19 protein-coding genes are annotated in these 21,477 nt (G+C 30.0%); 4 read left to right on the top strand and 15 right to left on the bottom strand.

Annotated features, from left to right (window positions below; genetic code table 11):
• Window position 1 precedes the first annotated feature (1 nt).
• Window positions 2-1,804 carry a translational GTPase TypA gene (typA, locus tag TX50_RS04075; RefSeq protein WP_011132396.1) on the bottom strand — a complete coding sequence of 601 codons (1,803 nt, stop codon included), beginning with the start codon at window positions 1,802-1,804 and terminating at the stop codon, window positions 2-4.
• 112 nt (window positions 1,805-1,916) lie between these two features.
• Window positions 1,917-2,648: a M15 family metallopeptidase gene (locus TX50_RS04070; RefSeq protein ID WP_011132395.1), complete on the bottom strand. Its 732-nt coding sequence runs from the start codon at window positions 2,646-2,648 to the stop codon at window positions 1,917-1,919.
• Between the two features lie 110 nt (window positions 2,649-2,758).
• On the opposite strand from TX50_RS04070, the gene chlP reads away from it, so the two are divergent.
• On the top strand, window positions 2,759-4,090 hold the full coding sequence (gene chlP / locus TX50_RS04065) for a geranylgeranyl reductase (RefSeq protein ID WP_011132394.1): 1,332 nt from the start codon (window positions 2,759-2,761) through the stop codon (window positions 4,088-4,090).
• Here the strand turns inward: chlP and glyS are convergent.
• A complete protein-coding gene (glyS, locus tag TX50_RS04060; RefSeq protein WP_011132393.1) occupies window positions 4,080-6,242 on the bottom strand; it encodes a glycine--tRNA ligase subunit beta in 2,163 nt (720 codons plus the stop codon). The two genes, chlP and glyS, sit on opposite strands and share 11 nt — an antisense overlap.
• Window positions 6,243-6,329: 87 nt before the next feature.
• Between glyS and TX50_RS04055 the strand changes: the two genes are divergently transcribed.
• On the top strand, window positions 6,330-8,120 hold the full coding sequence (locus TX50_RS04055) for an NADPH-dependent assimilatory sulfite reductase hemoprotein subunit (RefSeq protein WP_011132392.1): 1,791 nt from the start codon (window positions 6,330-6,332) through the stop codon (window positions 8,118-8,120).
• A 3-nt stretch (window positions 8,121-8,123) separates the two neighbouring features.
• Here the strand turns inward: TX50_RS04055 and TX50_RS04050 are convergent, their stop codons facing one another.
• From TX50_RS04050 to TX50_RS04005, 11 genes are all read right to left on the bottom strand, one after another.
• Window positions 8,124-8,810, bottom strand: a complete 687-nt coding sequence (locus TX50_RS04050) for a M15 family metallopeptidase (RefSeq protein WP_011132391.1) — start codon at window positions 8,808-8,810, stop codon at window positions 8,124-8,126.
• A 58-nt stretch (window positions 8,811-8,868) separates the two neighbouring features.
• Entirely contained in the window at window positions 8,869-11,325 is a 2,457-nt protein-coding gene (gene recG, locus TX50_RS04045; RefSeq protein ID WP_011132390.1) for an ATP-dependent DNA helicase RecG, read from the bottom strand.
• Window positions 11,326-11,354: 29 nt separating this feature from the next.
• Window positions 11,355-12,428, bottom strand: a complete 1,074-nt coding sequence (locus tag TX50_RS04040) for a hypothetical protein (protein ID WP_011132389.1) — start codon at window positions 12,426-12,428, stop codon at window positions 11,355-11,357.
• 5 nt (window positions 12,429-12,433) lie between these two features.
• Window positions 12,434-13,090: a translation elongation factor Ts gene (tsf, locus tag TX50_RS04035; protein WP_011132388.1), complete on the bottom strand. Its 657-nt coding sequence runs from the start codon at window positions 13,088-13,090 to the stop codon at window positions 12,434-12,436.
• A 44-nt stretch (window positions 13,091-13,134) separates the two neighbouring features.
• On the bottom strand, window positions 13,135-13,839 hold the full coding sequence (gene rpsB, locus TX50_RS04030) for a 30S ribosomal protein S2 (protein WP_011132387.1): 705 nt from the start codon (window positions 13,837-13,839) through the stop codon (window positions 13,135-13,137).
• Between the two features lie 150 nt (window positions 13,840-13,989).
• Complete coding sequence (locus TX50_RS04025; RefSeq protein WP_036930785.1) at window positions 13,990-14,901, bottom strand: glycosyltransferase family 2 protein; 912 nt, start codon at window positions 14,899-14,901, stop codon at window positions 13,990-13,992.
• Window positions 14,902-14,962: 61 nt separating this feature from the next.
• Window positions 14,963-15,112: a hypothetical protein gene (locus TX50_RS09640; RefSeq protein ID WP_011132385.1), complete on the bottom strand. Its 150-nt coding sequence runs from the start codon at window positions 15,110-15,112 to the stop codon at window positions 14,963-14,965.
• A gap of 22 nt (window positions 15,113-15,134) precedes the next feature.
• Window positions 15,135-15,857, bottom strand: coding sequence for a DevA family ABC transporter ATP-binding protein (locus TX50_RS04020; RefSeq protein WP_011132384.1), 723 nt, complete (start codon window positions 15,855-15,857; stop codon window positions 15,135-15,137).
• 14 nt (window positions 15,858-15,871) lie between these two features.
• The gene (devC, locus tag TX50_RS04015; RefSeq protein WP_036930952.1) at window positions 15,872-17,044 is read right to left on the bottom strand and encodes an ABC transporter permease DevC; all 1,173 of its coding nucleotides are present in this window, start codon (window positions 17,042-17,044) and stop codon (window positions 15,872-15,874) included.
• Window positions 17,044-17,958 (bottom strand): efflux RND transporter periplasmic adaptor subunit, encoded by a 915-nt coding sequence (locus TX50_RS04010; protein ID WP_036930787.1) that lies wholly within the window; start codon window positions 17,956-17,958, stop codon window positions 17,044-17,046. Before TX50_RS04010 ends, devC begins: the two co-directional genes overlap by 1 nt.
• A complete protein-coding gene (locus tag TX50_RS04005; protein WP_011132381.1) occupies window positions 17,958-18,683 on the bottom strand; it encodes a phycocyanobilin:ferredoxin oxidoreductase in 726 nt (241 codons plus the stop codon). The genes TX50_RS04010 and TX50_RS04005 overlap by 1 nt, the downstream gene beginning before the upstream one ends.
• 40 nt (window positions 18,684-18,723) lie before the next feature.
• Between TX50_RS04005 and TX50_RS04000 the strand changes: the two genes are divergently transcribed.
• Window positions 18,724-19,974 carry a M16 family metallopeptidase gene (locus tag TX50_RS04000; protein ID WP_011132380.1) on the top strand — a complete coding sequence of 417 codons (1,251 nt, stop codon included), beginning with the start codon at window positions 18,724-18,726 and terminating at the stop codon, window positions 19,972-19,974.
• A complete protein-coding gene (locus tag TX50_RS03995) occupies window positions 19,971-21,200 on the top strand; it encodes a M16 family metallopeptidase (protein WP_011132379.1) in 1,230 nt (409 codons plus the stop codon). Before TX50_RS04000 ends, TX50_RS03995 begins: the two co-directional genes overlap by 4 nt.
• On the opposite strand, the gene TX50_RS03990 is transcribed toward TX50_RS03995, so the two are convergent.
• Window positions 21,197-21,412: an NAD(P)H dehydrogenase assembly family protein gene (locus TX50_RS03990; RefSeq protein ID WP_011132378.1), complete on the bottom strand. Its 216-nt coding sequence runs from the start codon at window positions 21,410-21,412 to the stop codon at window positions 21,197-21,199. The two genes, TX50_RS03995 and TX50_RS03990, sit on opposite strands and share 4 nt — an antisense overlap.
• Between the last annotated feature and the right edge of the window lie 65 nt (window positions 21,413-21,477).

The raw sequence follows: 21,477 nt of genomic DNA, 5'->3' as shown, positions 1-21,477 counted from the left end.
TTTATTTTTTCATTGTCTTCTTTTTATTTAATTTCCTCATTCTTATTGAATCCGGCGTCACCTCTAACATTTCATCAGGACCTATATATTCAAGAGCTCTCTCAAGTGTAATATCAACTGGAGATTGTAAAGTATCTAACTCTTCTGCTCCAGCAGATCTCATATTAGTCAATTGCTTTGTTTTACAGATATTTAACTCTAAATCTTGTGACCTATTATTCTCGCCAATAATCATACCTTTATAAACTTTCACTCCTGGTTTGATAAAATAAACACCTCTATCTTCAGCATTTTTTAAAGCATAGAAAGTAGCGACACCCTCTTCAAAAGAAATAAGAACACCATTTCTTCTCGTTTCAAAATCTCCAGCTTTAGGTTTATATTCATAAAAAGAGTGACTCATAATTCCTTCACCTCTAGTTATTCGAACAAATTCACCACGAAATCCTATAAGTCCTCTTGATGGTACAAGAAATTCTAACTGGGTTCTTCCATCTGAACTTGTCTGCATGTTTTTCATCTCAGCTTTTCTTGATCCCAGTTTTTCAATACAAGAGCCAACCGCTACTTCTGGAACATCTAAGACTAATGTTTCTATGGGTTCGCATTGAACATCATCAATTTCTCTAAAAATAACTTGCGGTTGCGAGATTTGGAATTCAAAACCTTCTCTTCTCATTGTTTCAATTAAAATCCCTAAATGAAGCTCACCTCTCCCAGAGACAGAAAATCTATCTGGAGAATCGGTTTCTTCAACTCTTAGGGCTACGTTAGTTAATAATTCCCTCTCTAATCTATTTTTTAATTGTCTACTCGTAACGAATTTCCCTTCTTTACCCGCAAATGGAGAATCATTCACAACAAAGGTCATGTTTAGTGTAGGTTCGTCAACTTTAATTAAAGGAAGTGGATGAGGAGAATCAGGACAAGCAATCGTTTCTCCAATATTTACATCATCAAAACCTGAAACTGCAACAATATCTCCTGCAAAGGCCTCATTAATATCAATTCTTTGTAATCCTTCGAATCCTAAAAGTTTACTTACTTTACCCTTGATAGTTTTCCCACTTTCTTTTATTAGGCTTGCTTGTTGGCCATTTTTTATAGTTCCATTATGAATCTTTCCAATCACAATTCTTCCTAAGAAATCAGAATAATCCAAAGTTGTAATTTGAAGCTGCAGAGGCTTGTTTAGATCCCCTACAGGTGGTGGAACATGCCTAAGAATAGCTTCAAAAAGGGGCATCATATTATCATTATTAGATTCCATTTCTTCTTTTGCGAAACCAGATAATCCACTACCGAATAAATAAGGAAAATCACATTGATCATCATCTGCACCTAATTCAAGGAACAAATCAAGAACTTTATCCACAGCAATTTCTGGGACTACTCTAGGCCTATCAATTTTATTTACAAAAACTATAGGTCTAAGACCTTTTTCTAAAGCTTTTTTTAATACAAACCTTGTTTGTGGCATTGGACCCTCATTAGCATCAACGATTAATAAACAACCATCAACCATGCCCAAAACCCTCTCAACCTCTCCTCCAAAGTCAGCATGTCCAGGTGTATCGATAATATTGATTCTCGTGTTTTTATAATTAACAGCCGTATTTTTTGAAAGTATTGTTATACCTCTTTCTCTCTCGAGATCATTTGAATCCATTACACAAGTTGGAACTACTTCGTTATCTCTAAATATTCCAGATTGAGATAATAATGCATCGACTAGGGTTGTTTTTCCATGATCTACATGGGCTATAATTGCTACATTTCTTATTTCTTTAATTGAAACTGACATCTAAAAATTGCAAACCAATAATTAATATATTAAGGCTAACTCAAAGAATGCTTATTCTGAAAGATTTGCCCATAAGACTTTGAAAATCATATAAAAAATTGTTATTAGTATTTCAATTTTGTAGCTTTTTCAAATTCCTATTTGATGCTTCAAAAACTTTAAGTGCTTCAATTGACCCCTCATATCTCCAGTGCCAAGGCTCATAATCAACATTTTTATTATTTTGTGTAAAAGATAATTTGAAGTGGTACTTAGCTGCATTTTTTTTAAGCCATCTAAAAGCATCCGTGTTCTCAAATTGAACTTCAAAGTCTGTTTCTCTTTTATCAGCATCTCCAATATCAATAGCAAAGCCAGTACTGTGCTCAGAATATCCAGGAGGTGCTGAGACCTTAGCCCTCTCAGCAGCAATCTGATTTCTCATAGATTTTAATGAATAAAAAATTTCTTTTTGCAAATTTATTGATCTATAACCACTTAGGAATACCAAATATATTCCATCTTTTATAGCATCCTCCCTCATTTTAAGAAGAGCTTCACTCATGTCGATATGAACTTGAATATTAGGTTCAATAGAAACCAATTTTTCTTTTGAAATTTCCTTGTAGGGTAAATGGCCCAAAATACTAAGATCATTATTTAAAAATTTTTTGGCTTTATTAACTCCATTCAGATTTAATTTAAAATTACTAATAATTTCCAAGCCAATAAAAGGTAATAAAAATATTAGAAAAAAAGCTATGAATAAATTATATTTCTTGAATTTAAAATTATTTTCATTTAAGATTATTCTTTCAGCAACTTGTATCTCAATATCTTCATTTATAGGATTCTTTTTTTTCAATATAAAATTATTAATTCAAAAGATATTTCGATATTAACTATTAATTTACGAAATGCACTTTTATAAGAAAATTGATGTAGTTTTTTAATAGGATACAATTTTTTTTTGATATGTTGAGAGTTGCTGTTATCGGTGGAGGACCAAGTGGTTCATGTGCTGCTGAAATACTTGCTAAATCTGGTATAAAAACTTGGCTTTTTGAAAGAAAATTAGATAATGCAAAACCTTGTGGAGGAGCCATTCCTCTTTGTATGGTTGAGGAATTTGACTTGCCAGAAACTATTATAGATAGAAAAGTAAGACATATGAAAATGATATCTCCCTCTAATAGAGAAGTTGATATTAGCTTGGATAATGTTTATGGCAAAAGTGATAATGAATATATAGGAATGTGCAGAAGAGAGGTAATGGATGCATTTATGAGAAACAGAGCTTCTGAACTTGGGGCAACATTAATTAATGGATTAGTTACTTCAATTGATACTGGGAATGATAATCAAGGTCCATACAAACTTTCATATTCAGATTTTTCTTCTGGAGACAAGAAAGGAGAACTTAAAGAGTTAACTGTAGATCTCTTAATAGGAGCTGACGGGGCCAACAGCAGAGTTGCTAAAGCTATGGATGCTGGCGATTACAAAGTAGCAATTGCATTCCAAGAAAGAATTAAATTGCCTAAAGAAGAAATGAGTTACTACGAAGATCTCGCGGAGATGTATGTAGGAACAGATGTTTCTCCTGATTTTTATGGTTGGGTATTTCCTAAATATGATCATGTCGCAGTCGGGACAGGTACAATGCAAAAAAACCAATCCTTAATAAAAGGCCTTCAAGAAGGAGTAAGGAATAGAGCAAAAAAAAGGCTTGTGAATGGTGAAGTTATAAAAGTTGAAGCACATCCTATTCCTGAGCATCCAAGACCTCGAAGAGTTGTAGGTAGAATGGCTCTGGTAGGAGATGCAGCAGGTTATGTAACAAAAAGCTCTGGAGAAGGTATTTATTTTGCTGCTAAAAGTGGAAGAATGTGTGCTGAAGAAATAGTTGAAGCTTCAAAAAATGGGCAAGAAATTCCATCAGAAAAAGATTTAAAAAATTATTTAAAAAAATGGGACAAAAAATATGGAACAACTTACAAGGTACTAGAAATTCTTCAAAATATTTTTTATAGAAATGATTCGGCTAGAGAAGCTTTTGTAGAAATGTGTGATGACATGGATGTTCAAAGACTCACTTTTGATAGTTACCTGTATAAACGAGTTGTTGCGATGAAACCCCTTCAGCAAATTAAACTTACCATGCTTACTCTTGGATCAATTTTAAGAGGAAAAGCACTAGCACCACTAAAGTATAAACCAGTTAATAGTGCTGTAAGAGAAGAAAAAGAAGTTGAAAAAATGTTAAAGAACTATTCAATTAAAGGTGGAATTAAAGTTAAGAATTAAAAAGGGTAAAGTCAGCAATTTTTAAAGAGTAGTTCCTTACCAAACCTAATAAATTGAGACGATTATTTCTAATTTCAAGATTTTCTGTCATTATTAGAACACCCTTTTCGTTATCAAAAAGTTCATTAAGATTATTAGAATTATCCTCGAACAATTTAAATAGTTGAAAATAATCCCAATTACTTAATTTAATAATTTCTTCTAATTCTTTGATGAATTCAAATACTTTATTTTCACATTGTTTTTCGAACAGATCTGGATTTACATAATATTTGTGTGAAAAAATTGTTGTTTTAAGATTTCCACTTTCAGCCAATTTACTAACTCTCGAGATAACTTTTTGAATTTCAGAAAAATTTGGTGTCCCTTTAAGATTGTTAATAGTATTAATTCTATTTTTTAAATCCAAAATATTCATTATTTTTCTTTCAGCTGATAAATCAATAAAACAAGTGGCTTTAATTAGATCTTTACTGATTGATAATTCATCAAGATGGCTTACGATTCTTTGATTAGTAAATTCAATTAAGTCATTTAAAACTTTTTCTTTCACGAATTTCAAATTTGATAGTGAAATTTTCCAATATTCAAGAAGTTCCTCAAAAATATTTTCAAGATCCAAATCAAATTCAAATTGCCAAATAATTAGAATAACCCCATTTAAATTTCTTCTTAGTGCATATGGGTCAGATGAACCACTTGGTCTTTTCCCAGATATAAATATGCTTATCAAAGTTTCTATTTTGTCAGAGATAGAAATAATAGCTCCATATTTTGTAGAGGGTAAATCATCTTTATAAAAACCAGGCAAATAATGTTCTGCTACAGCCATACAAATTTCTTTGCTAAAACCTTCATTACGTAAATATTTCCCCGCCATTATCCCTTGCAATTCAGGAAATTCATAAACAATTTCACTACACAAATCGTTTTTACAGTACTTTGCAGCTTCTTTAATTTTTTCAGTATCTAAAGATTGATCATTCAAATAATTAAGTATCTTTTCTGAGGTAGCCTCAATTCGTTTTACTCTCTGAAAAACATTACCCATACCTTTCAAATAAGAAACAGTTTTAAGTTTTTCATTCCTTTCTTTAGAAGAAACTTTTTTGTCACTCTCTACAAAAAACTTCGCATCAGAGAATCTAGCCCTTAAGACTTTTTCATTTCCCTTAGAAATAATATTATTAGATTCTCTAAGACCATTTGATAACACAAAGAAATTTGTACTTATAACTTTTTCAGAACTCAAATCTAATTTAGAAAATGTTTTATTTTTTTTAAGAAGAGGAATATATCTTTGGTGATTTTTCATTACAGTTGAGAGAACCTCAACAGGCAAATTAAGAAATTGCTTATCAAAGTTACTAGTTAATAAATTAGCAGACTCAACTAAATCAGTTAATTCGTTAAGTAAATTATCAGAAAGATCAGGCTCTAAATTCACCAATTGAGATTCCTGATTTATGAGATTAACAATTTCTTTTTTTCTTTCTTCTCTTTTAACAAAAACTCCATTCTTAGCCATTAATTCAAAATAATTATCTGGAGAATGTATTTCAATAACTTTATTAATTAATCTATGACTTTTTGATGTATTGCCTATGGAAATCTTAGGATCACATTCATTAAATTCAAAATCAAGAATTTCATCGTTGTAGAGTGAGACTATCCATCTGATTGGTCTTGAAAATTTAAAGCTTCCACCTCCCCATTTCATAAAACGAGGGCCTTGCAAATTTTTTATTACTTTAGGGATTATTGAAGATAAAGAAGATCTTGTAGATTCTCCTTTCTCAATTTTTGTTCCAAATACAAACTCACCCTTTTCTGTTTCTCTTATTTCTAAGTCATCTATAGTAATTCCTAAACTATTTGCAAAACCTATAGCAGCATTAGTTGGTATGCCATTAAGAAATGCAGAATTAGCTTTTGGACCTTTTCTTATTACTGTCTTATCATCCGCATGATCAACTAATCCCTCTAGAAATAGAACTATTCTTCTTGGTGTGGATGTGCAAATAATATTATTAAATTTGATAATTTTCTTATCAAATTCAAATTCTATAAGAGAGTTGATTTGGTTTATTACAGAATGAGAAAATTTTGATGGTAACTCTTCTGTTCCTATCTCAAGTAAATATTTAGACAAGAATAATTTATGGCTATTACAACTATAATTTACTACCAGTTAAATAAGCTTTTCGCTAATGTATAAAAAGAGATATGTTTTGGTCCCTTGATCAAGGTTGAAAAAGTAAAAAAGAAAAAAGAGATCGCGAAACAAGAGATAGTTTGTTTGGCAAATGGTCTAGAGGTTTCTAAATTTGAAAATTTCAAGAAAGGCAGCGAATTTCTCAAGGAGCCACTTGCAAGCGAATTAAAAAACGAAAGCGATCATTTTACTAATGATGCCGTTCAATTGTTAAAATTCCATGGAAGTTATCAACAAGATAATAGAGAGAATAGAAAACCTGGTAAAAGTAAAGATTGGCAGATGATGCTTAGACTAAGAAGTCCAGGTGGGGAAATCCCAGGAAATTTATTTCTATCTCTAGATGAGTTATCTGATAAGCTTGGAAATGGCACACTCAGGGTGACAACTAGACAAGCCTTCCAAATGCATGGGATCAGAAAAGATAATTTGAAGGAAGTAATTAAATCTATTGTAAATTCCATGGGCTCGACTTTAGCTGCCTGTGGGGACATCAATAGAAACGTCATGGCTCCAGCCGCACCTTTTGAAACAGCAGAATACATAACCGCAAGAACATTAGCAGTAAAAGTTGCTGATCTTTTAACACCTATGGCCGGGCAAGGAACCTTTTTAGAGCTATGGGCTGACGGGGATTTGGAATACACGATAAAACCAGATAAAGAGATTGAAGAGAATAGGAAATTACAGTTCAAAGAGAATGTTTTTAGCGGGACTAAAAAAGAACCTCTATATGGATCAACCTACTTACCAAGAAAGTTTAAATGTGCTGTTACCGTACCAGGTGATAATTCAGTTGACCTTCTCACTAATGATATTGGAATAGTTGCGTTCACCTCAAAAGAAGGATCATTCGAAGGATGTAATTTTTACATCGGTGGAGGTATGGGGCGAACTCATAATAATGAAGAGACCTTTGCAAGAATTGCAGATCCACTTGGTTATGTTGAAAATAAAGACACATATGAACTAATCCAAAGTATCGTTGCCATTCAAAGAGATTATGGAGATAGGAAATCAAGGAAAAATTCCAGAATGAAATACCTTTTGCATAGAAAAGGTATTAAATGGTTTAAAAAAATACTTTCAGATAAATACTTTAGAAAAGAAATTAAGCCTTTAAGAAAAGAACCAGAGAATAAATTAATTGATTATCTAGGTTGGCATAAACAAAATGAAGATTATTTTTTTGTTGGACTACCTTTATTATCAGGAAGGCTTTCTGGAAAGAAGAAATCATTAATAAGAGATCTTGTTAAAGAAAATGACCTTTATTTAAGACTTACTCCTAATCAAGATATTTTGCTTTGTAATATCCCCAATAAAAACAAAAGCAAAATTAAAAAGGCCTTAAAAAAGATCGGATATGACAATCTTAATGATATCAATGAAATTCAAAGACACGCTCTAGCTTGTCCAGCACTTCCTCTTTGTGGTCTAGCCATGACCGAAGCTGAAAGAATTTTACCTGAAGTTCTAACTAGAATAGAAAACCTATTAACTGATATGAATATAGAAAAGACAATATTATTTAGAATGACAGGATGTCCTAATGGATGTACAAGACCTTATATGGCAGAATTAGCTCTTGTTGGGAGTGGGCAGAATAAATATCAACTATGGTTGGGGGGAAGTAAAAACCTTCAAAGATTAGCTAAACCATATTTGCAAAGAATGGAACTTGATGATTTAGAAAGAACCATTCAACCTTTATTAGAATTATGGAAAAAAAGCAGCGCCGAAAAAGATTTTGGGGATTTTATTAACAATCAAACGGAATCTTTCATTACAAATTTACTAAGCGAGATAAATTAAATATCATATTTTCCCATACAAAGCATTAGGCTTTCTATTCTTCCAAGCCCATAGTTGATCTCCATAACTAAAATGCCACCACTCATTTGGATGCTGCGCAAATTCAAATTTAATCATAATTTCTTTTAGTAACTTTCTTCTATCATTCCAGATAATTGCATCTTCATTGTCAATGTTATTATAAAAATCTGGTTTTGATTTATCATCCATCTGATCAATATTACTTCCCATATATATAATATTTCCATACATATCGGCCAAAGTGATATCTAAAGCACCTCCAGTTGAATGTGGTGGTGGACATCTTTCATCGAACGAAGGATATGCCCAAAATTTCTCAACATTTTTTTTAACTATGGGATATCGTTCCATATCTTTTTCAGAAGCATCAATATCTAGCCTTTCACATTCCAAAATAAAAGCTCTATTAAACATAAATTTTTGAACTTCGATAGGACGCCAACTGTCATAAATCAAAAGGGATAAACTATTATTTTTTAATTTTAAAAAGTCATTTACTTTTATTAATCTCTTTACAACTTCTTCTCTTAATCTCCAAATGGACTTTTTTTCATTATAAGGAGCACCTAGATCATAGTAAGGATGAGGATTAATAAATTTAAAACAACTTGGTATTGCAATTAATTTCTCTTTATTCTCTTCAATTGGGATCTCATTCCAAATTTTCAATGAACTTTGTCTGTTGATTTTATATTTGCATAAATTTAAAAATTAACAATTAAAAGTTTTAATTTAAGAAGTCATGAATAAATTTATTGTTAGAATTATCTATTAGCAAATCTTTTAATAAAATATTTTCTCTTAAGTCAGGATCTTCCTTTAATACCCTTTGAGCCTCTTCTCTAGCCTTTTCAATTAAAACTTTATTATTTGGTAAGTTATCCAATACAAAATCGGGTAATCCCGACTGCTTATATCCCAAGAGTTGGCCAGGACCTCTAAGTTCCAAGTCTTTTTCCGCGATATAAAAACCATCATTAGATTTTTCTAATACACGTAACCTTTTATTTTCTAATCCATTATTTTCAGAAGTCACTAAGTAACAAAATGATTTTTGGGATCCTCTCCCAACTCTCCCTCGTAACTGGTGTAATTGAGACAAACCAAATCTTTCTGAATTATAAATAATCATAATTGAAGCATTAGGCACATCAATTCCTACCTCAATAACTGTGGTAGAGACCAATATATTTACTTCATTATTTACAAAAGAATTAATGACATTATTCTTCTCTTCAGAATTTAATTTTCCATGTAATAGTCCAACCTTATTTTTTAAAAAAATTTCCTCTGATAAATATTGATAAATCTTTTTTGCAGAACTTAAATTCATTTTTTCAGAATCTTCAATTAATGGCAAAATTACATAAGCTTGCTTCCCTTTATCTATCTCATTCTCAACACGTTTAAATAGTTTATTTAACTCTTCTTCTGAAATAATTTTTGTTGTTATTGGGACTCTTCCTGGAGGGAGTTCTGTAATCTGACTAATATCTAAATCACCATATAGTGACAACGCGAGAGTCCTAGGTATGGGAGTAGCTGTCATTGATAATAAATTAGTATTATCTCCTTTGTTAAGTAATCGATTTCTTTGTGTAACACCAAACCTATGCTGTTCATCTATGACTACCATCCCTAATGAATTAAAAACTACTTTATCTTCAAATAATGCATGCGTACCTACGAGAATATCTACCATTCCATTTTTTAAGTTTGTAAGTATTTCTTTTCTCTTTTTCTGTGGGGTATTACCTGTAAGAAGTTCTACAGAAACTAAAAGTGGGTTCAAGAATTGTATTAAATTTTTATAGTGCTGTGTGGCAAGTACTTCAGTCGGAACCATTAATGCACCTTGTTGATCTTTTTCAAGTTCAATTAAAAGAGTTGCGATTGCAATAATAGTTTTACCACTGCCAACATCTCCTTGCAGTAGTCTCGACATAGGTGTTAAATCTGATAAATCAGATTTAATTTCATCAAGTACTTTTTCCTGAGATTTTGTTAATTGAAAAGGAACTTTATTTAAAAAATCTTTAAGTAAAAAATTCTTTTTAATAGATTTTTGAATAGTTAATTTTTTATTATTCTTCCTTTTTCTTAATAAAAACTTCATTTGCAATAGAAATAGTTCATCGAAAACTAATCGTTTTTTTGACTCTATCAAAGCATTCTGATTTACAGGTAAATGAATATTTATTAAAGAATCACTTTTTGAAACTAAAGATAAAAAGTTAAGTTGTTTTTGATTGAGTATATCTGGATATTGTTTTGAATAAATAATTACTCTTTTAATTAATCTTATAAAACTTAAATTTGAGAATGATTCTGATAGCGAATATAAAGGCATAATCTTACCAGAGAAATTAAAAGATTCTTCATTTGTATTTAAAATTTCTATCTGCGGGTCTACAAAATTTTTTCCATACTCAGATAATTTGACTTTACCAGATATCGCTAATTTAGTACCTGGAATATATAGTGATTTCTGAGAAGAAAAAAAAGAATAAGATCTAAATCTCTTGCCTAAAAAAAATTTCGTGACTTTTATTGAGGAGGTCTCATCAAATATCACTATATTCATTATTGATAAATTACTATTGTTTGAACTCTTATAAATGTAAAACTTTTTTACAGTTGCAATACAGGTATATAGATTATCAGGTTTTAAATTAATTATTTTAACTCTATTTGTATAATCTAGATAAGTTCGTGGAAAATAATTAATTATGTCTTTTATACAATATATACCTAATTCATTTAACTTATTTTTATTAATCTTGCCAATACTTTTTATTAACCCAATGTCTGAGTTTAAGGATAGATTAGAATCTATGTTTTTTGAATAATAACTATCTGTATATTTATTAGAATAATTTAAATTAATAGATTTACCCAATTTCAGTAGACCTTTTCTAGTATCAATTACTAATCTTTTTCTTTGTTTGATGTCTAAGTCATTATATTCAGAATATTTACTTGAGAATTCACCAAATAATTTAATAAATTCATTAGTTAATTTCAAATTATTTAAATTACTTAATGACTTATTTAAATAATCATTAAAATATTGTTTTTTTCCTAGTAAATTAGTAAATCTATTTTCTGATTCAAGCGTAAGAGCTTTTTGAAGTGGTCTAATCCAATCCTTAATTAAATTAATATATTCTTCATTATTAGTCACTTTATCAACAAGATAAATTTAAATTTTAATTACTTTGAACTATTTGAGGCAAGTTCCTTATTTTTCCAATATCTTTGCTTTTTATTTAATAATTTAAACCTATTTTTTAAATCATTTATATTATTTCTACAGATTGAAAGATCTAAGTTATACAATTCTAATTCAACATTAGTTATATTAAACAAATAAACATCAGAAGACTTATTTTTTCTTGGATATAAATTATCTGGATACAAATCATATCTAATAACAAAAGGGTATGGATGTTTAATTATAGAATTATTATTTGATAAACATTTGAAAGTTTCTTCAGTTATAATTTTTTTTATTAACTCTATTTTAAATAATTCTAAATTAATGTTATATGAAAGATTCAACAAAAAATTGCTAAATGATTTATCAATAAATTCAAAAGTATTTAAATTATCACTTGAGATAAAAACATCAGGGGCTTGATCATTTATTTTTTCATAATCAATTAGTTTATTATCACTTGTTTCTTCTATTAATTCAAGGAAAGCATTAACTAAACGTTTCCCTTCTTCAATATTTTCAATACTTATTTCTTTAGAAAAAGAATTTAAATAACAACTTTCATCTAAGTTTACAGAAGAAATTTCATCTTCACTTAAAGATTCATAATATTCATATGTATTTAAATTGTTATCGCAATGAAATTCAATGGATTCGTTAGCAGTTTTTTCATTCTCATGATCAATATGAACTGTTTGATATTCTTTTCGTTTTACCAATTCTTTTAAGACACTTGCATTCACTAACTGTTTTGTAGGATAACTAATATCTCCCAACTTAAGTTGTTCAATAGTTATAAATGGAAGTTTTGAATTGATAAGCAGACTAATATTTTTGTTTAAAAATATATTTAATTCTTTTGAATGCAATGCTTTATCACTAATAGAAAAATCAGAATAAATGCCAGCTATACCTTTTTTAGCAGAGATAAGCATAGATTTTCTAACGATATCAAAATAGGTCTCATATTCTTTATAAATATTTTTTATTAATATATTTTTTTGGGTTTCAGCCCTTTTTAGCTGAATTGTAACTTCTTTTGAATTTCTACCTTTGATACTATTGGTCAAGTTTTTTAGTTTGACTTTAAAGATGCGACTTCATCAGCAAAGTCCATCTCATTTTTTTCAATACCCTCGCCTAATGTATATCTAGTAAAACGTCTAACTTTGATATTTTCACCGATTTTAGCTGCTGCTTGTTTCACAAGATCCTCAACTGTAAGTGCACTATCTTTTATGTAAGGTTGAGAAAGCAAGACCAACTCATTTAGTCTTTTAGCTATTCTTCCCTCAACAATTTTTTCTTTAATATTTTCTGGTTTACCAGACAAATCATCTCTACCCATTTCTATTTGTTTCTCTTTTTCGACTATATCTTTTGGTATCTGATCAATAGAAACATATTCTACATTTGGACATGCAGCAACTTGCATAGATACGTCTTTTAAAAGAGATTGAAATATATCTCCTCTAGCAACAAAATCAGTTTCACAATTTAGTTCTAAAAGAACACCCACCCTTGAACCCGTATGTATATAACTGCCAATAGAACCTTCAGCAGCAACTCTTCCTGATTTCTTTTCTGCACTTGCTATACCTTTCTTCCTTAACCATTCTAAGGCTTTTTCAACATTTCCATCTGTCTCGTTTAAAGCCTTTTTGCAATCCATCATTCCTGCTCCGGTCTTATCTCTAAGATCCTTAACAAGTTTTGCTGTAATGTTTCCCATTTAAAAAGATAATGTTTTTGTTTTTATTAAAGTTTGAAAATAAATTAATTTTTTCTTTGATCGTTAGAACCTTTTCTTCCCTCATTAATTGCATCTGCAAGTCGCCCTAAAATAAGTTGAACAGATCTCACTGCATCATCATTGCATGGAATAGGGACTTCACACAAATCAGGATCACAGTTAGTATCTAACATTGAAACTAAAGAAATGTCTAATTTTCTAGCTTCAAGAACAGCATTAGATTCTCTTCTTTGATCTACAAGAACAACTACATCAGGTAGTCTTCTCATACCTTTAAGACCGCCTAAATACTTCTGTAAGCGTTCTAATTCTCGTCTCAAAACTGCCGCTTCTTTTTTTGGTCGCATAGCGATAGCCCCACTACTTTCCATTCTCTCAAGATCTTTCAATCTTTCTATTCTTGCTTTCATAGTAGTCCAGTTGGTAAGCATACCTCCTAACCATCTCTGATTCACATAAGCAGCACCACATCTAACAGCTTCTTGAGCAACAACATCTGATGCTTGCTTCTTCGTACCTACAAAAAGAAATCTTTTTCCACTTTTTGCAGCATTCCTTGTCCACTTATAAGCGTTATTCATACATAGAGCAGTCTTAACAAGATCAATAATATGAACCCCATTTCTCGCACAATATATATATTTAGACATTTTGGGATTCCAACGTCTAGTTTGATGCCCAAAGTGGGCACCAGCTTCCATCATTTCAGATAGTGATACAACAGCCATGTTTGAATAAGTTTCGGGTTAGCCTCCATCCGACGGGAAATTTAAATATTTAAATCACCCGAAACAGTCAGATGTGTGGTTTTAGTTTTTAATATTGTAGCAAATAATCAGAAATCCTAAAAGAATATCTTTAAGATTAATTTTTAAAATTTAAATTAATCTTCTAAGTTCTTTTACATAAATTAAATTGAGCGGAATTCTAACAATCTCTAATGCAATTCTATTTCTCCCTGAATCAATTAGAAATCTTAATAACGGTAATAATCTTTTAATACTTATCAATCCCCCCAGACAAATTATTTGCCAAAGCAGAATATGAATCGGAGTTAATTGAATCATAAATCTAACTCTCAAATTTGAGTGTTTTTTATAAAATATTAAAGCCATCCTTGCTCTCTCTTTTTCTTGGGATACTAATGATTCAATTTGCCCACAATCAAAAGGGGGGTGCCAATGAAATCCAACAGCTTCTGGACATTTAATTAATTTTGTTCCTAATTTTTTTAATCTCTCTCCCAGCTCAAGATCTTCCCACCCATAAAGGCTAAAAGAGTTATCAAATAATCCAACACTTAAAAGTAATTCTTTTGAAATAGCAACATTTCCAGTAGCAAAGTATGCAAAGGAAAAATCAGTTAATTTATATCTTTCACTTTCTGGATTCGAGAAATTAGAAGTATTAATAACTGAACCATAAGTAAAGCATTTTTTAGTATTTTTACTCCAAGAGAATAATAGTTTATTTACATGACAGGCTATAAAGTCATCTAAAACAATGAGATCACTATCGATGAAAATGATAATTTCATATTTAGATTTCATTACACCTAAGTTTCTTCCTAGAGCAGGTCCGCCATGTTCTTGTTCATATAAGACCACATGAGGGAGAACTTCATAATTATCTTTTATCCAATAGGTTGTGCCATCCGTAGAGCCATCATCAACAACTATTACTTCATAATTACTGATATTCTCGTTTAAGTTCTGCTTCTCAAGGGCTTTTAGACATTTTTCCAATATTGGTTTTCTATTATAAGTTGGAATAACGATGCTTACGTTCATAACCATATATTATTTAGTTTTTAATATACAGAATTTAAAATACAAAAGATCCAAATTTCTACTAATCAGCTGCTCCGCCATTATTAGCTGTTCCAGCAACGTTATTTCCTTCTGGTCTACCATCAGATCTAAGCTTTCTTTTTTTAAATTTTCTAGCATATGCACGATTACGGTCTTGCTTTTCTTTTTTTAAATTTCTTCTCTTTGACATAAAAATTCTTTTTTACTTTTAACTATCTTAGCTCACTAAGTGCATTAAATATCTTACCATCTTCCATGTTTAATATCCTGTCCGCCATATCTGAAATCCTTGGATCATGAGTAACCATAAGGACAGAACAATTCTGCTCTTTTGCTAATTTTCGTAAAAGTGAAACTATTTCTCTTCCAGTGACACTGTCTAAAGCTGAAGTAGGTTCATCCGCAAGTAAAAGTTTGGGATTCGCGGATAATGCTCTTGCAATTGCAACCCTCTGTTTCTGGCCTCCTGACAATCCATTTGGTAGTTTTTTATGATGGTCCTCTAAACCAACCGCAGATAACCACTTCCTTGCTAATTCTCTTCTTTGTAAGTACGTTAAATTTGTAATTAAATCTGCTCCCATCTGAACATTTTGTTCTGCTGTTAAACATCTAAGCAAATTATGTCCCTGAAAAATCATCCCTATACTTCTTCGAAGTTTTTGTCTAGTTTTTCTTGAAGCCCCATTTAGTTGATTATTTAAAACTGTCAAATCTCCACTTTGGCATGTTCTCAATGCACCAATTAAAGTTAGAAGAGTTGTCTTACCACATCCAGAGGGTCCTTTTAAAAGAACCAACTCTCCTTTTTCAATAAAGAAATTTACATTATTAAGTACTTGTTTCTTATTTTCATCAATTCCATAATAATGACTCAAATTATTTATAGAAACAGTTTTTGAATTTTTATCTTTTTTATTGATAGATTTAGGCATATAAATAATTCTAGTTAAAATATTTCAGCAGGATCTGCATCGACTAATTTACGCATAGCAATCCCAGCAGAACCCATACACATAACCAAAACCAAAATAAAAATTAAAATTGTTTTATTGGCATCCATTACAATGGGTAATTTCGTAGAATTTCGGATAATTGAATAAAGTATTTGCCCAGAAAAATAAGCAGGCAAATAGCCAAATAATGCTAATAAAAAGCCTTCTCTAGCTACAACAAAAAACAAAGTCTTTAATCTATACCCCATAGCTAACAAGGTTGCATATTCAGGAAGATGATCAGTAACATCGCTATAAAGTATTTGGTACACAACAACGCAACCAACTACAAAGCCCATTAAAGCTCCTAAACTAAATATAAAGCCAATCGCGGTACTGTTTTTCCAATAATTTTTTTCAAATTCTATAAATTGATCTTTTGTTAAAACACGAACATCATTCGGTAAAGACTTATTTAAAATTTCAGATACCAGAATAGGATTTGAACCATTTTGCAGTTTCACTAAACCTATTTCAATACTTCCTTTTGGATTAGCAGGGAAAAGCCTTAGATATGTTTCTCTACTTGTTATGAGGTTTCCATCTGCTCCAAAGGAAGGACCTAACTCAACAAGACCTTCAACTAGTACTCTTTTACCAGCAACTTCGGTTTCTACTCTCTTCTCCGAAAGAAACCAATCTTCTATAGGCCCAAATTCTGGTCTTGAAAGTTTATCAAAAAGAACTCTTCCTGGATTTTTAAGTTTATCAGCCTTTCTTGAAAATCCATCATCTAGTAAAAGAGAATCTGAAGGATTAAATCCTAAGGTTAAAATAGATCTTGTTTTTAGATTCTCTGGGTTCCTCCAGAGAAGGTAAGTTAAGTTAACAGGGGCAGTTTTTTCAACGTCTTCTAAAGCTAAAGTTTGAATTAGTCTTCTTTTTGGAAATCCACTCATACTTATGGAACTTTTTGATCTTGGACTTATCAACACAAGATCAGCATCCAAAAGTTTATGAATGGTTACACTTGTATCAAATAATCCATCTCTAAAGCCTAATTGCATAAACATTAAAATCCCCGCGAAGCTGATTCCTGCAATAGCAACTATTAATCTGAGTGGCTGTCTTGTAAGTAGCAACCAAGCTAAAGGGATTTTCCTAAATTTTATGAAAGAAAAATTTATCAAGGGAGGAATTTTGCAATAACTTTCATACCAGTATAGTTTTTTACTAATTTTATGGATTCCGGATTTAACTTTACAAGAACTTCAATAATACGAGCATCCGCATCACCTGTAGGGTCTGTGGATAAGACCTTTCTCTGTTTTACTTGTGGGCTAATTCTTATTACTTCCCCTTTTAGAATTTTTTTAAAGCCTCCATTTTCACTACTTAATTCAACATTTTGCGAGATAAATACTCTATTTATATCAGATTCATAGACTTCTATAAGAGCCTCCATATTCTGACTTGAGCCAATATCAAGTATCCCTTCGTTTTTAGATCTTTCTCCAACTCTTGTATTAACATCAAGGATATAGCCATCAATTGGGCTTCTAAGTTGAGAGTTAAAAAGATCTATCTCAATGTTTTTTTTATCGCCAACGTTAATTATTTTTTGTTTTTGTAATTTTAACAATTCATCTTTTCTCTGAGAAAGTTTTATTAATGAGTATGCTGAATTTTCAACGGCTAATTCATATCTTTTAATTTGATCTTCTTTTAATGAAATCTCTAAAATATTAGTTTTGATAAGGTTATTCTTCTTTTCAAGATCTGCAACTAATTTTTCTCTATTTTCAAAAACGGCTAGTACTGAACCTTTCTTGACAAAATCGCCCTCCTTCACCAGTAGTTCAGACAAACGAGGAGATGATCCAAATTGAGAGATTGGTGCTGATAATTGCCTAATATCCCCAGCTGGAGAAAGTTGACCTAATGCTGCGACTGCTTCTATTACAGGAGTAAAATCAGAAGTTATTTCTATATTAGAATTAGAATTTAATTTTTTATTTTGAGAACATGAACTTATTCCGATCGATAATGGTAAAAATATCAAAAAATAAAAGATTATATTTTTAAAATTATTTATAAACATCAAAAATCAAATAATACTTTTTTGATATATTCATCTACCCATACTTTATCAAAATATTTAAGCAAAACTAAACTTGTTTTTTCGTTTTTCATTTGCTGAACACAATAATTTTTTTGATAATTAATTCTTTCTTCAATTATTTCATAATCAGAATCAGGACTAGTGCTTTGACTTAATTGAATTAAAACAGAAAGATAATTATCAACTATTTTACAAAAAGCATTTTTTTCACTTTCATTTTTTAAGGAAGCAAAAAAAACATTTTTAGAGAAAATATTTCCCCAGATTGGAATTTCCCTTTTAGATTTAAAAACACTTTTATCAATATGAGACAATAAATGATCATATTTTAAATTTTGGTTCTTCGATGAAGGAGATAAATCAACAATAGCTGCTGAAACTAGTTCATTAACTTTAACTAAATCCATTCCAAATATTGGAATATCATACTTTGGGTCTGGGAAAAATACGCAATGTAGAATCTTTAGACTTTTTGAAAATTCAGCCACTTCAATATGTAACTTTCTAAATCCTTTTGCTTTATAAAATTCATTTTCTATATATAGCTCCTTACCTTCTTCATTGGAAATTATATTTGAAAGCTTAGGATCTACCTCTATGCAATTGAGGTCATTAAGCTTAGACCTTTGAACCTTTATATTTTGCAATAAAGTCAAAATAAGTGGGTCAATTAATTTAGTTTTGGTTAAAGATTTAGACAACAAGTTTAAAAAGTATCAAAATTATAATAAGGAAAGGATTTCAATGAACCCAGGAGAAGTTAAATACTTTAACCATTCAAGCAAACCTAAATGCGTTTTTGTGGAAAATAAAGAATTACCTCTTGTATGCATAGATTTTTGGTTTAAAGCAGGATCTGCATTTGAGGAATCAGATAGAGACGGAACAGCTCATTTTTTAGAACATATGATTTTTAAGGGTACTAATAAATTAATGCCAGGAGAATTTGATTATAAGATCGAATCTCTTGGGGGGATGAGCAACGCTTCAACTGGATATGATGATGCACATTACTATGTATTAATACCTGAAAATAACTTTAAAGAATCACTGGCTCTTTTGACAAACATTGTTTTATCTCCAAGCATTAATATTGATGAATTTGAAAAAGAGAAAAGTGTTGTCATGGATGAAATAAAACAACAAAATGATCAGCCTGATGAAAAACTTTTTAATTATTTTTTAAGCAGAGTATGGAAGAATAATAAATATGGCAAAACAATATTAGGCACAGAAAAAAATCTTCAATCATTAAAAAAAGCTGATTTAGAAAAATTTCACAAAAGCTTTTACAAAAAGAATAATTTTTGTATTGCTATTGCTGGAAATATATCTGAGAAAACTTATGAAATATATCACGAAAATAACTTTTCTTATCTAGATCCTAATGAAACTTCTCAAATAAAAAATAATAACAAATCAATTTTAGTCGCAAGCACTGGAAGAGAAGAGATTAATTTTAAGAATATTGAATTGGCTAGAATATTCATGGCATGGAGTATACCAAGCCTAAAGAATCAAAAAATGAATATCGGGTTTGAAATATTAGCATCAATACTTTGTGTAGGAAGAAATAGTAGATTAGTAAAAGTTTTAAAGGAAGAAAGGAACCTAGTTGAATCAATATATGTAGATGTAAATGGTGGAGAATTTGGTAGCTTATTAGTAATTGAAGCTTGCTGCGATGAAATAAATTTAAAAAACGTAGAGGAAGAAATTAATGAAACAATTCAAGAGGTTGTAAGTTGTAAAAATTTAACTTTAAATGAGATTAGAAAAGCAATTAATATCGTTAAAAGTAACTATATTTTTAATCTAGAAACGTCAACACAATTAACTTCATTTTTTGGAAATGAGCTTTTATGGGGGAGGAAAAATACTCTAATTGATTTAAATAATCATTTAGATTACTGGAGTAATACAAATAACTTTAAGGAAATCATAAATTATTTATCAAGAAATAAATTTACTTTGATTGCATCAACAGGCAAATGACAAAAGCACATTACGAAACAAAAATTAGTCGGAATTTTTCAATTGCGATGGTTTGGATAAATGGTGGAAGCAATATGGATATTGAAGAGAAAAAAGGAATCAATCAAATTCTTTGCTCATTATTAACCAGAGGATGTAAAGGTTTTGAAAATTTAGCTTTTTCAGAGTATGTCGATTCACATGGAGCGGAACTAAATCTAGAGACATTAGAGGACGGTATGATAATAAGCCTCAAATCATTAGATGAACATTTTAATAAACTTTTACCTTTAATAAATTTAATTATTAATGAACCAATACTCTCATATAACCAATTCCAAAATGTAAAGAAATCAACTATTAATACCTTAAAAAAAGATAGGGAAAATCCATTTAATATTACCTTTGAAAAATGGAGAAAAATTGTTTATTTAAAACATTCCTACGCTTATAACTCTTCTGGATATGAAGAAGATATTTTAAAAATTACTCATAATGATATTTTATCTGAATATGAGAATTTTAAAAATAGAAATAAGTATCTAATTTCTAATAATTTAAAAATCAAAAATAAAAGTTTTGATTTATTAAACCAAAATATTGACCAAAATAAAATTACTCATAAATTAGAAAGCAAAAATTACAACAATAATCCTAATCTTTTGAATAGGTTTGTAAGCACATATCAGAAGTCGAATCAAATAATTTTAATGTTAGGCAATCAAACATGTCCGATATCAAGCCATGAATACTTACCTTTGAAAATTTTAGAATCACATCTATCGTATGGAATGACTTCTGTCTTATTCAAATTATTTAGAGAAAGGAAAGGTTTAACATATGAAGTTGGGGTCTATAACCCCTGTAGAAAAGAAAATTCTCCTTTTTTAATTTACTTTTCTGTCTCTAATAAAAATGCGCTTCTTGCATTTGAAATCTTATCAGAATTATGGAGAAAATTATTATCTTCTCCAATTATCGAAAAGGATATTTATTTAGCAAAGATTAAATTGAAAAGTTCATTTCTAATATCTAACCAAACTTTAAACGAAATATTACATAGAAAGATTCAATACATGGGATATTCATTAGACCAAAATTATGATTTTATAAATAAAATTAATCATGTAAACTCCGCAGATATTTTGAAAGTAACTAAAAAATATTTTAAAAGACCCTTTTTAAGTATTTCTGGAGACGAAAAAATATGTAATGAAATTAATAAAATTTGGATAAGAAATTTTTAAATTTGTGTTTTTTCTATCTTGTCAGTATCAATTAAGAAAGATCCTCTTCTAAATTTTATTTCAACAGTATCAGGAGATTTTATAGCTATTATTTCTCCAACTTCGTCAATAGCTACTAAATCAGGTGGCCTAAGCATAGGCATGTTGTCAGAGGTTTTAAGATAAGACAAAGGATTTTTTAGTTTAACTTTATCTTGAATATTAAATTCCATTAAAATTATTTAAAATAAACTAAATCTACTATAAAGATTAAGTTAAGAAAAATATCAACGAAATG

The organism is Prochlorococcus marinus subsp. pastoris str. CCMP1986, from assembly GCF_000011465.1.
Lineage (GTDB): Bacteria > Cyanobacteriota > Cyanobacteriia > PCC-6307 > Cyanobiaceae > Prochlorococcus_A > Prochlorococcus_A pastoris.
This window is presented reverse-complemented; position numbering and strand designations above follow the sequence as displayed.